The sequence below is a fragment of the Micromonospora saelicesensis genome (genome assembly GCF_900091575.1).
In the GTDB taxonomy this organism is placed as follows: Bacteria; Actinomycetota; Actinomycetes; order Mycobacteriales; family Micromonosporaceae; genus Micromonospora; species Micromonospora saelicesensis.
In genome coordinates, this window is record NZ_FMCR01000005.1 from 317,781 (window position 1) to 333,570 (window position 15,790).

Annotated in this window: 11 protein-coding genes and 1 pseudogene; 7 read left to right on the forward strand and 5 right to left on the reverse strand. The window is 69.5% G+C overall.

What is annotated here, in order from left to right; genetic code table 11:
* Positions 1-25 precede the first annotated feature (25 nt).
* The 3 genes from arsB (at position 26) to GA0070561_RS22660 (ending at position 3,820) form a co-directional block, all read left to right on the forward strand.
* The gene (gene arsB, locus GA0070561_RS22650) at positions 26-1,129 is read left to right on the forward strand and encodes an ACR3 family arsenite efflux transporter (RefSeq protein ID WP_279616376.1); all 1,104 of its coding nucleotides are present in this window, start codon (positions 26-28) and stop codon (positions 1,127-1,129) included.
* A 17-nt stretch (positions 1,130-1,146) separates the two neighbouring features.
* On the forward strand, positions 1,147-1,554 hold the full coding sequence (locus tag GA0070561_RS22655; protein ID WP_091404388.1) for an arsenate reductase ArsC: 408 nt from the start codon (positions 1,147-1,149) through the stop codon (positions 1,552-1,554).
* Between the two features lie 673 nt (positions 1,555-2,227).
* Complete coding sequence (locus GA0070561_RS22660) at positions 2,228-3,820, forward strand: FAD-dependent monooxygenase (RefSeq protein ID WP_141710431.1); 1,593 nt, start codon at positions 2,228-2,230, stop codon at positions 3,818-3,820.
* Between the two features lie 283 nt (positions 3,821-4,103).
* On the opposite strand, the gene GA0070561_RS22670 is transcribed toward GA0070561_RS22660, so the two are convergent.
* Together GA0070561_RS22670 and GA0070561_RS22675 are read right to left on the reverse strand one after the other, a co-directional pair.
* Complete coding sequence (locus GA0070561_RS22670; protein ID WP_112626024.1) at positions 4,104-5,093, reverse strand: hypothetical protein; 990 nt, start codon at positions 5,091-5,093, stop codon at positions 4,104-4,106.
* Positions 5,094-5,385: 292 nt separating this feature from the next.
* Positions 5,386-6,759 (reverse strand): serine hydrolase domain-containing protein, encoded by a 1,374-nt coding sequence (locus GA0070561_RS22675; RefSeq protein WP_091404398.1) that lies wholly within the window; start codon positions 6,757-6,759, stop codon positions 5,386-5,388.
* A gap of 793 nt (positions 6,760-7,552) precedes the next feature.
* On the opposite strand from GA0070561_RS22675, the gene GA0070561_RS22680 reads away from it, so the two are divergent.
* Entirely contained in the window at positions 7,553-8,236 is a 684-nt protein-coding gene (locus tag GA0070561_RS22680; protein ID WP_279616377.1) for a response regulator transcription factor, read from the forward strand.
* A gap of 74 nt (positions 8,237-8,310) precedes the next feature.
* Entirely contained in the window at positions 8,311-9,684 is a 1,374-nt protein-coding gene (locus GA0070561_RS22685) for a HAMP domain-containing sensor histidine kinase (RefSeq protein WP_244166385.1), read from the forward strand.
* Between the two features lie 108 nt (positions 9,685-9,792).
* Here the strand turns inward: GA0070561_RS22685 and GA0070561_RS22690 are convergent, their stop codons facing one another.
* Together GA0070561_RS22690 and GA0070561_RS34770 are read right to left on the reverse strand one after the other, a co-directional pair.
* Complete coding sequence (locus GA0070561_RS22690; RefSeq protein WP_091404407.1) at positions 9,793-11,940, reverse strand: MMPL family transporter; 2,148 nt, start codon at positions 11,938-11,940, stop codon at positions 9,793-9,795.
* A 2-nt stretch (positions 11,941-11,942) separates the two neighbouring features.
* Positions 11,943-12,236 (reverse strand): annotated as a pseudogene (locus GA0070561_RS34770) (aromatic-ring hydroxylase C-terminal domain-containing protein); the annotation flags it as partial.
* Positions 12,237-12,936: 700 nt separating this feature from the next.
* On the opposite strand from GA0070561_RS34770, the gene GA0070561_RS22695 reads away from it, so the two are divergent.
* The gene (locus GA0070561_RS22695) at positions 12,937-13,407 is read left to right on the forward strand and encodes a GNAT family N-acetyltransferase (RefSeq protein WP_167362467.1); all 471 of its coding nucleotides are present in this window, start codon (positions 12,937-12,939) and stop codon (positions 13,405-13,407) included.
* Between the two features lie 224 nt (positions 13,408-13,631).
* Here GA0070561_RS22695 and GA0070561_RS22700 read toward each other — a convergent pair whose 3' ends face one another.
* Positions 13,632-14,561 carry a LysR family transcriptional regulator gene (locus GA0070561_RS22700; RefSeq protein ID WP_091404413.1) on the reverse strand — a complete coding sequence of 310 codons (930 nt, stop codon included), beginning with the start codon at positions 14,559-14,561 and terminating at the stop codon, positions 13,632-13,634.
* A 72-nt stretch (positions 14,562-14,633) separates the two neighbouring features.
* Between GA0070561_RS22700 and GA0070561_RS22705 the strand changes: the two genes are divergently transcribed.
* Positions 14,634-15,554: an EamA family transporter gene (locus tag GA0070561_RS22705; protein WP_091404416.1), complete on the forward strand. Its 921-nt coding sequence runs from the start codon at positions 14,634-14,636 to the stop codon at positions 15,552-15,554.
* The last annotated feature ends 236 nt before the right edge of the window (positions 15,555-15,790 follow it).

Consider the following 15,790-nt stretch of genomic DNA (forward strand, 5'->3'; position numbering starts at 1 on the left):
CGACCGAGAACCGACGGGAGTGCCCGTGAGCACCCGCACCACCCCTGACACCGACCCCGGCGAGAACGCCGTCGTCGGCCGCCTCTCCCGACTCGACCAGTTCCTACCCGTGTGGATCGGCCTGGCCATGGTCGCCGGCCTGCTCCTCGGTCGGCTGATCCCCGGGCTGAACAGTGCCCTGGACGCGGTGCAGATCGGCGGGATCTCGCTACCGATCGCGGTCGGCCTGCTGATCATGATGTACCCGGTGCTGGCGAAGGTCCGCTACGACCGGCTCGACACCGTCACCGGCGACCGGCGGCTGCTGATCTCCTCGCTGGTCCTCAACTGGCTCGTCGGCCCCGCCGTGATGTTCGCCCTGGCCTGGATCTTCCTGGCCGACCAACCCGCCTACCGCACCGGGCTGATCATCGTCGGCCTGGCCCGTTGCATCGCAATGGTCATCATCTGGAACGACCTCGCCTGTGGTGATCGGGAGGCCGCCGCCGTCCTGGTCGCCCTCAACTCCGTCTTCCAAGTCATCGCCTTCGGCGTACTCGGCTGGTTCTACCTGTCCGTACTGCCCGGCTGGTTGGGGTTGTCGGGTGCGGAGCTGAACATTTCGGCCTGGGACATCGCCAGCAACGTGCTCATCTTCCTCGGCATCCCGCTGCTCGCCGGCTACCTCACCCGCCGCCTCGGCGAGCGCGCCAAGGGCCGCGCCTGGTACGAGGCCCGCTTCCTGCCCCGCATCGGCCCGGCCGCCCTCTACGGGCTGCTGTTCACCATCGTGATCCTGTTCGCCCTGCAAGGCGACGCCATCACCAGCCAACCCCTGGACGTCGTCCGTATCGCCCTGCCCCTGCTGGTGTACTTCGCACTCATGTGGGCCGGCTCCTACGCCCTCGGACGCGCCATCGGTCTCGGCTACCAACGCACCACCACCCTCGCGTTCACCGCCGCCGGCAACAACTTCGAACTCGCCATCGCCGTCGCGATCGGCACCTTCGGCGTCACCTCCGGCCAGGCCCTCGCCGGAGTCGTCGGCCCGTTGATCGAGGTACCCGTCCTCGTCGGACTCGTCTACGTCTCCCTGTGGGCACGCCGCCGCTACTTCACGTCAACGCCTTCCATCTCGACAACCGCCTAACCGGTAAGGGAAACACCGTGAGTGACAAGCCCAGCGTCCTGTTCGTCTGCGTCCACAACGCCGGCCGTTCCCAGATGGCGGCCGGCTGGCTGCGCCATCTCGCCGGCGACACCGTCGAGGTCCGCTCCGCCGGCTCCGCCCCCGCCGAGACGATCAACCCCGCCGCCGTGCAGGCCATGCGCGAGGTCGGCATCGACATCACCGACCAAACCCCGAAACTTCTGGAGTACGCCACGGCGGCGTCGTCCGACGTCATCGTGACGATGGGCTGTGGGGACGCCTGCCCGGTATTCCCCGGCCAGCGCTACGAGGACTGGAAGCTCGACGACCCGGCCGGCAAGGGTGTCGAGTCCGTGCGCCCGATCCGCGACGACATCCGTACCCGGGTGGAGAAGCTCCTCACCGAGCTGCGCCCGAGCGCCTGACGCCACCCTTGCCGCCGCCCGCCGGCCCAACCACCGGCGGGCGGCCACCCCTGTGTGCAGGAGTCCCTCGTGTCTGACCCGCACCCGCTGATGACGACCGGCTGCCCGCGGAACTCCAGCGGCGAGGCGTAGTCCACGGTATGCAACTGCCGGCCACTCAACTCCTCCCGACCTGAGACGTCCGGCAGGTACGGGCACTGCCACGTCCCGGTCGCGGAGATGAGGTACCGGGCCGACCACGATCCGGAGTCGGTTTGCACCGCCAAGGGCGCACCCGCCGCCCGCACCTCCCGCACCCGGACCGCAGATCCGGGGCAGGTGCAGCCGCACCAACTCGATGATGTAGTCGCGGGCCGCATCGCCGGGAAACAGGAACATGTGCACCTTGGCCTTGACGAAGGCTCGCAGCTCCAGTACCCGCTTGCGGATGTACTGGTCGCGGCCGAACGCCACCCAGCCTTTTTTCGGCCGATCACCGGCAGCCAGTCCTCGCACCGGGTGACCGGCATATGCAGTCGGCGATACGGGGCTACCGTGAGGCCGAGGCGGGTCAGTCGCGCGTCGCGCCGAGGATCTGGATGGTCGACATCGTGTACGTGTTTGCGTTCAAGACTTCAGCCGGCCTGCTGGAGACACCGGTCAGGGTCGTCGGCTCTTGCTGGGTCGAGGTCCGGTGAGCGCCGTCGAGGTTTTGGTGGTCGGGGCGGGGCCAACCGGACTGGCCATGGCCGGGCAGTTGACCGCCTTGGGTGTGCGGGTCCGGGTGGTGGACCGATCTCTTGACCGGGTGCAGGAGTCCCGTGCCCTGGCGATCCAGCCCCGCACCCTGGAGGTCCTCGCCAGTCTCGGGGTGACTGACGAGATGACGGCCGTCGGGAACCGCGCGGTGCGGCTGTGTCTGCACGCACGGGGGCGGGCGCGCACCGTGCCACTGTTCGACTTGGGTCTGTCCGGCACCGCGTATCCGTATCTGCTGTTCCTGTCGCAGGCGGAGACCGAGCGCATCCTGAATGAGCACCTCGCGGCGGTGGGGCTCGACGTAGAACGGGGTGTCGAGCTGGTGGGGCTGGACCGTGCTGCCGACGGTGCGGTGGCGACGCTGCGGCACGGGGACGGCCAGACCGAGCGGGTCGCAACCCGATACGTGGTGGGTTGCGACGGCGCACACAGCGCTGTGCGGCACCTCGCCGGAATCGGCTTCGAGGGCGCTGCGTATCCGCAGACGTTCGTCCTAGCTGACCTGGAGGCCGACGGCCTCGACACGGGGACGGCGCACGTCTTCTTGTCCGAGCGGGGAATGCTGTTCTTCTTCCCACTCGGGCACCCGAGCACCTGGCGGCTGCTGGTCATGCGGCCACCCGCCGAGGTGGCCTCACCAGACACCCCGGTCACCCTCCACGAGGTGCAGGCACTCGCCGACACCTACACCGATGCGACGGTGCGCCTGCGTGATCCTGTCTGGATGACCAATTTCCGGCTGCACCACCGCGCCGCCACCCACTACCGGGCCGGGTCGGTGTTCCTGGCCGGCGACGCCGCGCACATCCACAGCCCCGCCGGCGCGCAGGGCATGAACACCGGCATCCAGGACGCCGTCAACCTCGGCTGGAAACTCGCCCAGGCCCTGCGGGGCAACGCTGACTCGACGCTCCTGGACACCTACGAGATCGAACGGGCGCCTGTCGGCCGGATGGTGCTGCGCTTCAGCGACCGGGCGTTCACTGTCGCGACGTCCACCAACCCGGCCGTCCGGTTCGCTCGGACCCGGATCGCCCCCGCTCTCATCCCGGTCATGCTCGCGTCGCGGTCAGTGCGGGCCTCCGCCTTCCGGACGGTTTCGCAGCTGGGCATCACCTACCGGAACAGCCCGCTGTCAGTGGAAGGGCCGCGCCCGTCACGCAGCGGTCCACGACCCGGAGACCGGCTGCCCGACGCCCCGCTGTCCGGCACCGCAGACGCCAGCACGCTGCGTCGGCTGACCTCCACGCCCGGATGGCACCTGCTGCTGTGTGGACCAGCCGCTGGCTGGCCTGCGGGCGACACCGTGAGGCTGGCTGGGGAGCAACTCACCGTGCATTGGTTGACCGAGCCCGATGCCGTCGGAGAGGCACCGACGTCCGCTGCTCAGGCGTTGCGACGGTTGGGTCTCGGCACCGGCGCTAATGGCGTGTTACTGGTCCGTCCCGATGGACACATCGGCTACCGGGCTGGTGGCACGGATCTGACCGGGCTGTTCGCCTACCTGGACCGCTGGCTCGGCTCGTAACCCCGCCCGCTGCTGTCATCGGACGCAACGGCCCGGTCGTCGTGCCCAAGTCGGGCGAGCCACCATATCTCAGTGCCTCTGGCAGCCCCATCGAGGACCAGATCCAGCTCTGACACGGCGGGGAGGCAGCCGATGTCCCAGCAACCTTCTGACCCTTCCTGCCGATAGACCTCTTCGGCGTCCCCGAAGAGGTCAGCCATGGTGCTTCCGGTTGTCAGTCGGGCGGCGTCCGCGCATGTCTGAGCGCGTTTCGGAGGCCGGCAGGCCATGGATTGAGGCCGCGTCACTGCATAGCGGTGGCCGGGGGATGATCGATTGATTCGGGGCAGCGGAAGGTGTACAGCGAGTAGCCGCGCCCGATCTGCACGCCGACGGTGTCTGGGGAGGTGGTGGGGTTTTCCTCGGACGGGCGCCAGCTGCAATGCATGCCGTTCCAGTCGCTTGAGTCGACGGTGAGAATCAAGGTCATCGTGGCGCCGCAGGCAGCACAGTTCATCGGGTACGGATCGGTCAGTGACCAGTTGGCGTACCCGCCGACCTTCCATCCTGGAGCGAGCGACAAGTCGCTCTGATAGTGGGGACGGCTCTCGTCTTCGTCGTCATCCCAGTCGTCGAGCCGTTCGCGTAGGTCATCGGGGAGCAGGTCGGCGTATTGGTACTCGCGGACCTGCTCGGGGTGCACCACGCACGGAAGCGGCAGGTACATGTCGCTGATCACCGGCGGTTCGGGAGGCGCTTCGAGCAGCGGGCCGACGGCGGAACTGTCGCGCCAGTAGAGAAAGACGCGAGGGCTGTAGTGCCGGTCCGAGTGGTCCACCGGGCACCACAGCACCTGGAGCAGGTCGGTGCCGTCTGGACCGACGTAGTCCGGGATATCTCGTCGGTACAGCTGCGCGACCGGAACCAATGGAATGGGATCCTCGATCAGGTCGTCCAGGTCCAGAGCGTCGGCCGCATCGAGCTCGGCCCGCTCCTCCGCAGTCAAGAAGTCTCCGCCCGGCAGCGGCTCCCGCGCTTCTGCGGTCGCGAGGATCTCCCGCCTGCGGTGCAGGGCGGCCGGGGTCGTCAGGTTCCATGGCTCGTGCGCCTCGGCGTCGTCGCAGACCGGCCATACCTCGTCGGCCGGCCACAGCAGCGGTCCGCCGACCGAACTGTCCGTAACGGTCGGAGCGCCGGGTCGGGGATGCAGGCGGGTAGCGGTGATGGAATGTGCCCGCAGTTCGGGGAAGAGCGCGGTGATGTCCAGAGGACGCGGAGGTGTGGTGCGGACCATGGAAGTGGATCCTATGGCCCGCACGTTGGTGCGAGTTGGTGCGAGCCCCGTCTAGGGGGAGCAGGTTGGGAGCAGATCGGGTGCAGGTTGGCGAAGAGGTCATCGCGACCGAAGTGCTCTCCGACGCGGGCGGAGACGAGGGTTCTGATCTGCGGTGGTGCGGTCATTCGGTGCGGTGTGGCTTCCCAGTGGATACCGAAGTGGTCGGGGCCCCCTGCTCCCCGCATTGCTCGCGCCACCCGATCACGGGTGGCTGATCGTCACCCACGCCGAGATCGCTGCGTTCGTGAGGTCAGCCGGCCTGCCAACCGGCCGGGTCGATACCGCCGGGCACTGGCGCCGCAGGGTCGTAGGGCTGCCGGGTGAAGATGAAGGTGCCAAGATCGAGGTGGCTGACGACTCCCGCCGCGTCGCGTTGCACCCGCAGCTGTTCGCCGGCGAAGTAGCCGTTGATCCCCTCCCAGCCGCCGTCGTCGGTGGGGCGTAGCCGGGTGCCGCGCCCGCCGGACAGCGGGGTCAACTCCAGGAAGCCATCAGCTTGCGGGCGCAGCACATAAGGGGCCGGCCCCCAGTACCACGGGCCGGCGAGATCCAGTAGCTGTGGGTCAACTGAGGGCAGCGGTCGCCACGGCGCAGGGATCCGCGGCTCCCGCTCGGCGACCGTCTGCAGTAGATCAGCGGCGAGAGTACCGGCGGGCAGGCCGGCGGTCAGGTTACCCATGACGACCGCGCCCAGAGCGTCATCGGGGCTGACCCACACGGCCGCGACGAAGCCCGGCATCGAGCCGGTGTGCCCGGACAATAGTCGGCCGTCGCGGCGCAGCAGCTGCATGCCGAGCCCGTAGCCGCTGTCTGAGTCCGTCGCCTCCGGCGGGCTCGCCGGGTTGCGCATCTGGGCGACGGTGTCCGGATGGAGTACCCGGTCGTCGCCGTCGATGAGGAACGCGGAGAATCTGGCCAGGTCCGTCACGGTCGACCACAGCTGTCCGGCAGGCGCCATCAGACCGGTGTCCACGGCGGGCTCCGCAAGGAGCACGTCGGCCCAGGGATGCACTGCCCAGCCCGTGGCATGCGGTGCGATCGGCAGCAGGGTGGTGCGTGTCATCCCGAGCGGCTCCAGCACCTCGTGCCGTAGCACCTCGCCCCACGCCTGGCCCCGAACCCGTTGCACCAGTGCGCCGAGCAGCGCATAGCCGGGGTTGGAGTAGTGGTGGCGCTGTCCGGGCGGATGCACCTGCGGTTCGCCGCCCAGCACGTCGGCCAGGTCGGGTCGCAGCGCGCCCGGGGTTCGTTCCCACCACGGGCCGGGCGCCTCGGCGATCAGCCCGGCGGTGTGCGCCAGCAGCGCACCGACCGTGGCCTTGCCCGCCGCCGTGCCGGGGAGGTGCTCGGCCAGCGGGTCGGTAAGCGCGAGTCGCCCCTCGTCGCGCAGGCGCAGCACCAGCACCGCCAGGAAAGTCTTGGTGATCGAGCCGATCCGGTATTGGAGGTTGCCATCCGGCACCCTGCCGTCCACCGTTCCCCACCCGTCCACCCACACAGGACGGCCATCACGCACCACGGCAGCGACGACCGAAGGCGCCCGACCCGCTACCTGACCAGTGGCCAGCCGGTGGACCAGCGCACGTCGGGTTTCGGGTAACAACGGCGTCGGGATCGGTGACATGCGGGCAAACCTACCGGGTGCCCCGCACTGCCCCGTGACGATCTGACGCGTCTGGATCTGCCGCTGATGAGGCGTGGCGTCCGTGAGGGCGGCCAGTGATGGCCGGGCCGTGGGAGCAGGCCGGGCGTCGGCGTAAGCCGAGGCTCCTGGGACCAGCAGCCAGAACAGGGTGCACTGAACGGCCTGCAACTGCACCGAACGGCACCCGACGGCGTGTAGCTGCACCCACCCCTGCCTGCGGCTCCACGTTGTCGCAGGTCAGAGTGGGTGCGGCGTCCTGTTTCACAGCGGAGTGCTCCGCGCTTCTGCGCAGCGGTCGACCAGGCTCTATTCCGCCTGGCAAGGGAGTGTGCGCAGGTCAAGGCGCCAAGGAGCCGTTGGTTGGCGTGGCCTTGCATCTGGGAGCAGATTGGGTGCAGGTTGGCGAAGAGGTCTCCGTGCCCGAAGTGCTCACCGATGCCGGAGAGCAGCGAGAAGCTTTGACCTGCGGTGATGGAGATCGAGCGGTGCGGCGTGGCCTCCCAGTGGATGCCGAAGTGGTCTGGGCTCGCTGCTCCCAGCATTGCTCGTGTACCCCGGTCGCTGATCGTCCTCGTGACCGGTCCGCTGTACATCGATGCCCGGGCGCCCACTTCCGCCGTGCCGGACCAGTAGCTGGTCCCGTTAGCTGAGACGCCGATCCCACTCGCGATGCCGTAACCAGCGCATCCTCTTTTGAATCCTGGCCTCAGGTTGATCGGGGACAATGAGCGGCAAAGCATCGACTGGAAGGGGGCGGGCCAGCGTGCGGATCATGATCGCGGATGATGATGCGGCCATCCGTCAGTCGCTGGAGCGGGTGCTCCAGGTCGAGGGTTACGACATCAGCACTGTCGCCAACGGTCTCGCCGTGCTCGACGGGGTCGGTGGGGCCGGCGGTGACACGCTGGATCTGCTGATCCTCGACGTCATGATGCCCCGCCTCGGCGGGTTGGAGACCTGCCGGCGGTTGCGGGCCGCGGGTCGGGATCTGCCGGTGCTGATGCTGACCGCCCGTGACCAGGTCTCCGACCGGGTCGCGGGGCTGGACGCGGGCGCCGACGACTACCTGCCCAAGCCGTTCGCCACTGAAGAGTTGCTGGCCCGGGTGCGGGCCCTGCTGCGCCGTCGTACGCCGACCGACGGGGAGTCGCAGATCCTGTCGTTCGCCGACGTCCGGCTCGATCCCGACAGGTTCGAGGCGTGGCGGGGCGGGCGACCGCTGCGCCTGACCCGGACCGAGTTCTCCCTCCTGCAGGTCCTCATGCGCAACGCGACCCGGGTCTTGACCCGCGACGCGCTATTCGAGGCGATCTGGGGCTTCGACATGAGCGCCACCGCCAACAACCTCCAGGTATACGTCAGCTACCTGCGTCGAAAGATGGAGGCCGAGGGTGAGCCGCGATTGATCTACACGCTGCGCGGCCTGGGATACACGTTGCGGGAGACTCCTCCGTGAGCAGGCCCCCCGGCCGGGAACCGCGCCGGCTGACCCGATGGTGGCGCCGGCGGTCCCTGCGGACCAGGCTGACGGTGATCGCAGCGACGGCCATCGCGGTCAGCGTGTTCGTGGCCTTCCAAGTGGCCATCGAGCTACTGGACTCGGAGCTGCAGGACACCGCCGAGAATCAGCTACGCGCCGACTCCCGCATCCTGGCGACGAACGCGGAGCGCGCCGGTTTGGCGCAAGTCCAGCTACCGCCGTATCCCGGATCCGGTCGGCTGGTGCGGGTCATCCTGCCCGACGGCTCGACCCGGACGCCGGCCGGCCAACCCGTGCTGCCCCCGGTCAGCGAGCACGCCGGGCGCGTGGCGCAGGGCGCGTCGGCCGATCTAATGGAGTCGCACGACGGCGACGACGACGGCTACCTCATCTACACGCTGCGGGCTGGCGACGGCGCGGTCCAGATGGCCCGCGTCACCGACGACAGCCCGATCACCCAGCTCGGGTTGGGCATGCTGCTGATCGGGCTGCTCTGCGTGCTTGGCGGCGCCCTTGTCGGGCGGACCGTGGCGCGGACCGGGCTGGCACCGATCGACCGGCTGACCGCCGCCGCGGTACGCGTCGCGAACACCCAGGATCTCGACGCCGCCATCCCGGATGAGGGCGGTGGGGAGATCCGGCGGCTGATCCAGTCGATCAACGACATGCTCGCCGCGCTCCGGGACTCACGGCGGGCCCAGCGACTGCTCGCCGAGGACGCCGCCCACGAGCTCAAGACCCCGCTCACCAGCCTGCGCCTCAACGTCGAACTGCTGATCCGGCTCGATCGGCGCGGCACCCTGGACAGCGCACTGCCGGCGGAAAGCCGGACCGCGCTGCTCAACGACCTCGGCGCCCAGGTGGCCGAGTTGAGCACCCTTGCCGCCGAGCTGACCGACCTGGCGCGCGGTGACGTCACCGACGAGAACACCGAGCTGCTCGACCTCGCCGACGTGGTGGTGGCCGCCGCGACCCGGGCGCGTTCCCGCGCGCCCGACATCGAGATCGCGCTCGACCTCACCTCCGTGTGGGTGAGCGGCCGACCCGCCGGCCTCCAGCGGGCGGTGCTCAACCTCATCGACAACGCCGGCAAGTGGTCCCCTGCGGACCAGCCGGTCCAGGTCCGGCTCCGCGCCGAGGGCGCGTCGGCGGTGCTCGAGGTCGACGACGCCGGTCCCGGCATCGACGCCGCCGACGTACCGCGGGTGTTCGACCGGTTCTACCGTGCCGACAGCGCCCGGGCGATGCCGGGATCCGGTCTGGGGCTGTCGATCGTGCAGCGGGTCGTTCACGCCCACGGCGGCCGGGCCACCGTCGCCCGCTCCGCACGCGGTGGCGCGCTGCTTCGGGTCGACCTTCCGGCTGCGGCCCCGCCCGCCTCGATCACGCGGCTCACCGCCGGGGAGGACACCGCGGTGCGCTGACCCCAGCCGCAGCGCGTGGCGCAGGACCAGAGGACGGCGACCGCCGGACCCATGAAAATATCCGGGACGGGCCTGAGCCCGTCCCGGATATCGACCGTGCCGCCGCGCTCACCGTCGCAGCGCGGGCTCCTCGTCGGCGAGCGACTGTTGACCGTCCGGCGGCTCTGCTGTCGGACGGGACAGCCGGTTCGGCCACCAGATCCGCCGGCCGATCAGCAGGGTGAGGGCGGGCACCAGGACCGACCGCACCAGCAGGGCGTCGAGCAGCACGCCGAAGGCGACCAGGAACCCGACCTCGATCAGCATCACCAGCGGAAGTGTGGCGAGGACCGCGAACGTGGCCGCAAGGACCAGGCCCGCCGAGGTGATGACGCCACCGGTGGCGGAGAGGGCTTTGAGCATGCCCTCTCTGGTGCCGAGACGCGCGGTCTCCTCCCGGGCCCGGCTGACCAGGAAGATGTTGTAGTCGACGCCGAGCGCCACCAGGAACAGGAATGCCAGCAGCGGCACCGAGTAGTCAATACCCTTGAACCCGAGGATCGTGTCGAAGACGAACACGCTGCCGCCGAAGGCTGCGGCGAATGAGACGATCACGGTGGCCATCAGGACCAGCGGGGCCACGATCGCGCGCAGCAGCAGCCCGAGGATGATCAGGACGACGGCCAGCACCAGCGGGATCACCAGCTTCTCGTCGCGGCTGGTGGTCACCTGGGTGTCGAGGTTCTCTGCACTCGGCCCGCCGACGATCGCCTCCGCCCCGCTCACCGCGTGCACGGCGGTGCGCACCCGCTTGATCGTGTTGTACTCCGCGACCGTGTCCGGCGCGTCCGTCGGAAACACGGAGATGTCGGCCCAGCCACCGCTGGCCTGACCCGGGATGGCCACTGCCACGCCGGAAGTGCCCTTGACGGCGTCGAGCACCCGCTCTTGGTACGCCGGCCGCGTGAAGATCGTCATCGGCTGGCCGCCGAGCTCCGGGAAGTGCTGGCGGAGAACGGTGAAGCCGGTGACCGACTCCGGCGGGGACAAGAACTGGTCCTGCTCCCGCAGGGCGCCGGTGTTGCCCGCCAACCCGATGGCGAGCACGCCGAGGATTCCGAGCGAGCTGAGCGTCGCCACCCACCGGCGGCGGCTGATGGCGGTGCCAAGCCGTCCCCACAGCCCCGGCTTCTCCTCCACGGTCGTGCTGAACCGCGGGATGGCCGGCCAGAAGATCCGCCTGCCGAGCACCACGAGCACCGCCGGGAACAGCGTCAGCATGGCCACCAGCGCGCACAGGATGCCGGCCGCTCCGATCGGGCCCAACCCGCTGGTGCTGTTCAGGTTGGCGACGAGCAGGCAGAGCAGGCCGGCGATCACGGTGGCCGCGGACGCGACGATGGCCGGCGCCGCGCCGCGTAGCGCCTGGACCATCGCAACCCGGACGTTCTCGTGGTGGCGCAGTGTCTCCCGGTATCGAGCGATGATCAACAGCGCGTAGTCCGTGCCGACGCCGAATACCAGGATCGTCAGCAGCGCTGAGTTCTGGTCGTTGACCACGATGCCGAAGCCCTTGACGAGCAGGTAGACGGTCGCCATCGCGGTCAGTGCGGCCGCGCCAACGACCACCAGCGGGATGAACCACAACACCGGACTGCGGTAGGTGAGGATGAGCAGGAGCGTGACGACGACGACGGTGGTGAGGAGGACCTGCACGTCGATGCCGTCGAAGACGGCGTCCATGTCGCCGTCGACCGCGGCCGGGCCGGTCACGTCGAGTTGCAGGCCGGCGGGGCGGTCCTTCGCGGCGTCACGCAACGGGCCGACGATGGCCTCCGGTACGCCGTAGGTGGTGCTCACCTCGAGGGTGAACATCATCGCCTTTCCGTCGGTGGAGGGTCTCGTCGGCGGGCCCTCGTCGTCCTCGCCGGCCGCCGTCGCCACCTTCGGCGGGTACCGCTTGGCAAGGGTGTTGTAGTGGCGCTCGACCGTCGCGCGGTCGGCGTCGGTCATACCGCCGGCGCGGTGGTACACGAACACGAACGTGTTGTCCTCACCGCCGGGGAGACTGTCCTCCAGCACCGCCACCCTGGTGGACTCGGCACCGGCCGGCAGGGTGTCCACGGCTCTGTCGGTCGTTACCGAGCTCAACTTCCCGCTCAACGGCACCATGACCGCCGCCAGCGCCACCCACATGCCAATCACCAACCACGGCACCCACCGGCCTGCCAACCGACCGGCCGGCGCTTCCCCGGACGGCGCTGCGTTGACTGCCATCACTAGCCTCCTACAGACGGGTCACATCGCTTATCTGACGCCGACTTCATACCGAGCGCACCTGAGACGACTGTTAGAACGGCGCTCAGGCCGGTTGGCCGAACCAGGTTCCCAGCGCACGCGCCAGCGTGGTGGCGTCGAGGGTTCAAGGCCCAGGCGACACAGCCGTCGGGCCGGATGAGCAACGCGTAGACGTCCACCCGGTCTGTGCGGGCAGCGACGGTGTTGACCCGTCCGATCCACGCGGCCGCAGCGGTGTCGATCCAGCGAGTCCGGGACGACATCATGGTGATCGTGTGACGTCGGTGCCGCTCACCGCCGGATGCTGTCCTTCAGTCCCTCGACGATGAGCGGCTACACCTGCCGCAGCGGGCCGCCTGACTCCACTGGGGACAGCCGACTCACCCCGAGCCCGTGCACGTACAGGTCTCTTTGGTGGTTTTACCGACGTCGGGGTGGGGGCTCGGTGATGGTCTGTGGAGCCGCGGGGCGTCTGGGGCCTGATGCGCTGGGTTTCGACGCACAGGCAGGATGGGCGGTTTTCGGGTGGAGGTTTCGAAATCCGCGACCGACCTGCGCCGGCGTGGCTTGGGCCCAGTTGCGACGGACCTTGATTCTCGTGCGGGTGTCGAACACCACGGCGCTGCCGACAGCGTTCCCAGTCGTCGCCGTCAGGAAATCGATGCGCTAACGGGAGCTACTGGTTGCTCGGGCTGGCAGCGGCAGGGCTCCGCCTCGGTCTGCCTGTTAGCGCGTTGCCGGTCGTTCTGACGCCTGATGGCTCGGCCTCGTGGGCGCTGAGGCAGATTCCGTGGACGTGGGCGTCGTCCGAATCGCGGCAGAAGTGGATGCCGCAGCGGCCCTCCGGTCGGCGTGGCCGGGGTCGGGGTCGGGGTCGGGGTCGGGACAAGCGAACCGGAATGGCGCTGAGAAACTGGTGGCATGACGAGCCGAATCCACGGGGATCTGCAGTTCGTTCGTGCGACGGCCGCGGACGTGGCGGACGTCCTGGCGGTGCTCGACCACTCCGCGGCCTGGCTCACCGCCGCCGGCATCCAGCAATGGCCGGACCGGTTTGTCACCGAATGGATAACACCGGCCGTTGAGCGCGGGGAAACCTGGCTGGTACGTGCCAACGGTCGCACCGCGGGCACGGTGACGCTCGACTGGTCCGATCCCGTATGGAGCGACTGCGTGGGTCGAGCCGGCTACCTGCACCGGATGGCAGTGGAAAGGTGGGCTGCCGGTACCGGCAGCGCCATCCTGACCTGGGCCGCGGATCGGGCACGCGCCCACGACGCCGCCGTGCTACGGCTCGACTGCGTGGCCACCAATCCCGGCTTGCGGGCCTACTACGAGACCGCCGGCTTTCACCACCGCGGTGACGTCGAAGTCGGCGGCGCTCCCGGTCAGCGCTCCGGCGGCGGCACCCGAACGCTTGTCAGCCGCTACGAGCTACTTCTCTGACGAGAACGGCGGCCGCTCTCGATCGCGTACACGCAGTTACGATGGCCCCGCCAGCGTGCACGGTCGGCGGCAGAAGAGTGAGCAGCGATCTGGGCTTGGCGGACGAAAGCTCGCTTCCTGGTCATCGCCACCGACCTCGGGCTTGACGTGCGCGCGGACTGACGGCAACGTCCGTTGCCCCGATCATGGCGGATGCTCGTCGATCGGAGGTCAAAGCACGTACATCAGGCGATGATCGGCGGATGCTGTCCACGGGGGACGCCGGCCGAGCCGCTTAGCTCCGCCAGGAGGGCGTCCACCGCGGGCCGTCTCGGCGTGCCGCCGAGGGCGCGAGTGACTGCGAAGATGCGTCGCTCGGTGACCGGCTCGACCAGTGGCTCCACGTGCACCCCGAGTGGCACGTGGCGCAGCGCCAGCTCCGGCACCAGCGCGGCGCCCAGCCCGGCCGCGACGAGGTCCAGCGTGAGCGCGAAGTCGACGGCACGGTGCCGGATGTCCGGCTCGAAGCCGGCGAGCCGGCAAGCGTGCAATGTGGACCGTAGGCACGGCGTGTGCTCGGCGCTGGCGATCCATGGCACGTCGCTCAGCTCGGTCAGCCGGCCGGTGTGGCGGCGCCACCGGACCGGGGTGATCAGGTGCATCGGGTCGGTGGTGACCGGATGCCGGTCCAGGTCGTCGACCAGCGGCGCGGGCACGTGGTCGTACTCCTGCAGCACCGCCACATCGAGGGTGCCGGAGCGCAGGTCGAGGCGGCTCTGCTGGTCTTCAGCCTCGATCACCCGCACGTCCAGCTCCGGGTGCTTCGCCCGCAGGCGGGCGGCGGAGGGAGCCACCAGAGCGCCGGCTGCGGACGCGAACGCGCCGACCCGCACCGTACCGCTGACGCCGTGGCGGAGCGCGGCGAGTCCGGCCACCGCCTGCTCCACCGCGCCCAGCACGTCCTTCGCGTGGCTGGCCAGAACCTGGCCGGCCGGGGTGAGGACGATCCCGCGCCCGGCCCGCTCGACAAGCTCGTGCCCGGCCTCTCGGGACAGCTGGACGAGCTGCTGGGAGACCGCCGACGGAGTGACGTGCAGCGCCGCGGCGGCGGCGGTGACGCTGCCGCGCAGCGCGACCTCGTGCAGCACGCGGAGCCGGCGTACGTCAAGATTCATGTAGCCACGCTACAGCAGAAATGAAGAACGTTGAACTGGTCCTTAAGCGTTGCCTCGGGCAGCGTAGCCGGCATGAAAGCATCACACCGACTTCTCGCCCTGCTCGTCGCCGCTATCTGGGGCGTCAACTTCGTCGCCATCGAGCTGGGCCTGCGCGACCTGCCGCCGCTCGTGCTGACCGCGCTGCGCTTCGTCGCGGCGGCGGTGCCGCTGGTCTTCCTGGTGCCGCGCCCCAGCGCCCGGCTCCGCTACGTGGTCGCCTACGGGCTGGTGCTCGGCGTCCTGAAGTTCGGCGCGCTGTTCACGGCGCTCGCGGCTGGCATGTCGGCCGGTCTTGCCTCGCTGGTGCTGCAGGCGCAGGCCCTGATGTCGGTGCTGCTGGCGGCGGCGGTGCTGGGCGAGCGGCCGGCGCGGGCGCAGGTGGCCGGCGTGCTGGTCGGATCGGTCGGGATTGGCTTGCTGGCGATCCACAGCAGCGGCCACGCCTCCGTGATCGGCTTCGTGCTGACGCTGTTCGCGGCGGCAAGTTGGGCCCTGGCAAACCTAGTCATGCGGGCCAGCGACGAGACGCGACCGCTCTCGCTGCTGGTCTGGTCGAGCCTGGTGCCGCCGTTGCCGCTGCTCGGCCTGGCCGGCGTTGTCGACGGCGGACAGGCGGTGCTGGATGCGATCACCGGTCTGTCGTGGCGCGGGCTGCTAGCCGTGGCGTACGTCGCGTACGTGTCGACCCTCGTCGGCTTCGGTATCTGGAACCGGCTGATCGCCCAGTACTCGGTCGCGAGAGTGGCGCCGTTCAGCCTCCTGGTGCCGGTCTTCGGGCTCAGCGCGGCGTGGCTGCTGCTCGACGAGCCCGTCGGCCCGACGGAGCTGGCCGCAGCCGCGACCGTCCTCGCCGGGCTGGCGCTGGTGGTACGGCGTTCCACAGCGGACCGCAACGCCACGGATCCGAGCGAGGGTCGCGAGCCCGAGTACGCCCCGGCCGCGACTGCCTAGTCCGCGGCTACGACACCTCAGCACGCTGGTCGCAATCAAGACGGATACCGGTGCGGCGCTCGCCCGCAGCGAGCATTCCTGCCACCCACAGACTGGGAGTACGCATGGCGCCGTAGCGATCCGCAATCTCGGCGTCGAGCGCGTCGGATCTGACTCCTCCGCGTGGCCAGCCAGCTTCCATCGCGGTGATGAGCTCGCACTGTGTGGCAAAATCGGGACGTCTGACCTGGGCACGT

What these genes read in the sequence shown, in the direction of transcription:
- GA0070561_RS22690 (WP_091404407.1), bottom strand. Translation starts at nt 11,940, where the DNA reads ATGGCAGTCAACGCAGCGCCGTCCGGGGAAGCGCCGGCCGGTCGGTTG.
- GA0070561_RS22680 (WP_279616377.1), top strand. Translation starts at nt 7,553, where the DNA reads ATGATCGCGGATGATGATGCGGCCATCCGTCAGTCGCTGGAGCGGGTG.
- GA0070561_RS22670 (WP_112626024.1), bottom strand. Translation starts at nt 5,093, where the DNA reads ATGGTCCGCACCACACCTCCGCGTCCTCTGGACATCACCGCGCTCTTC.
- GA0070561_RS22700 (WP_091404413.1), bottom strand. Translation starts at nt 14,561, where the DNA reads ATGAATCTTGACGTACGCCGGCTCCGCGTGCTGCACGAGGTCGCGCTG.
- GA0070561_RS22705 (WP_091404416.1), top strand. Translation starts at nt 14,634, where the DNA reads ATGAAAGCATCACACCGACTTCTCGCCCTGCTCGTCGCCGCTATCTGG.
- GA0070561_RS22675 (WP_091404398.1), bottom strand. Translation starts at nt 6,759, where the DNA reads ATGTCACCGATCCCGACGCCGTTGTTACCCGAAACCCGACGTGCGCTG.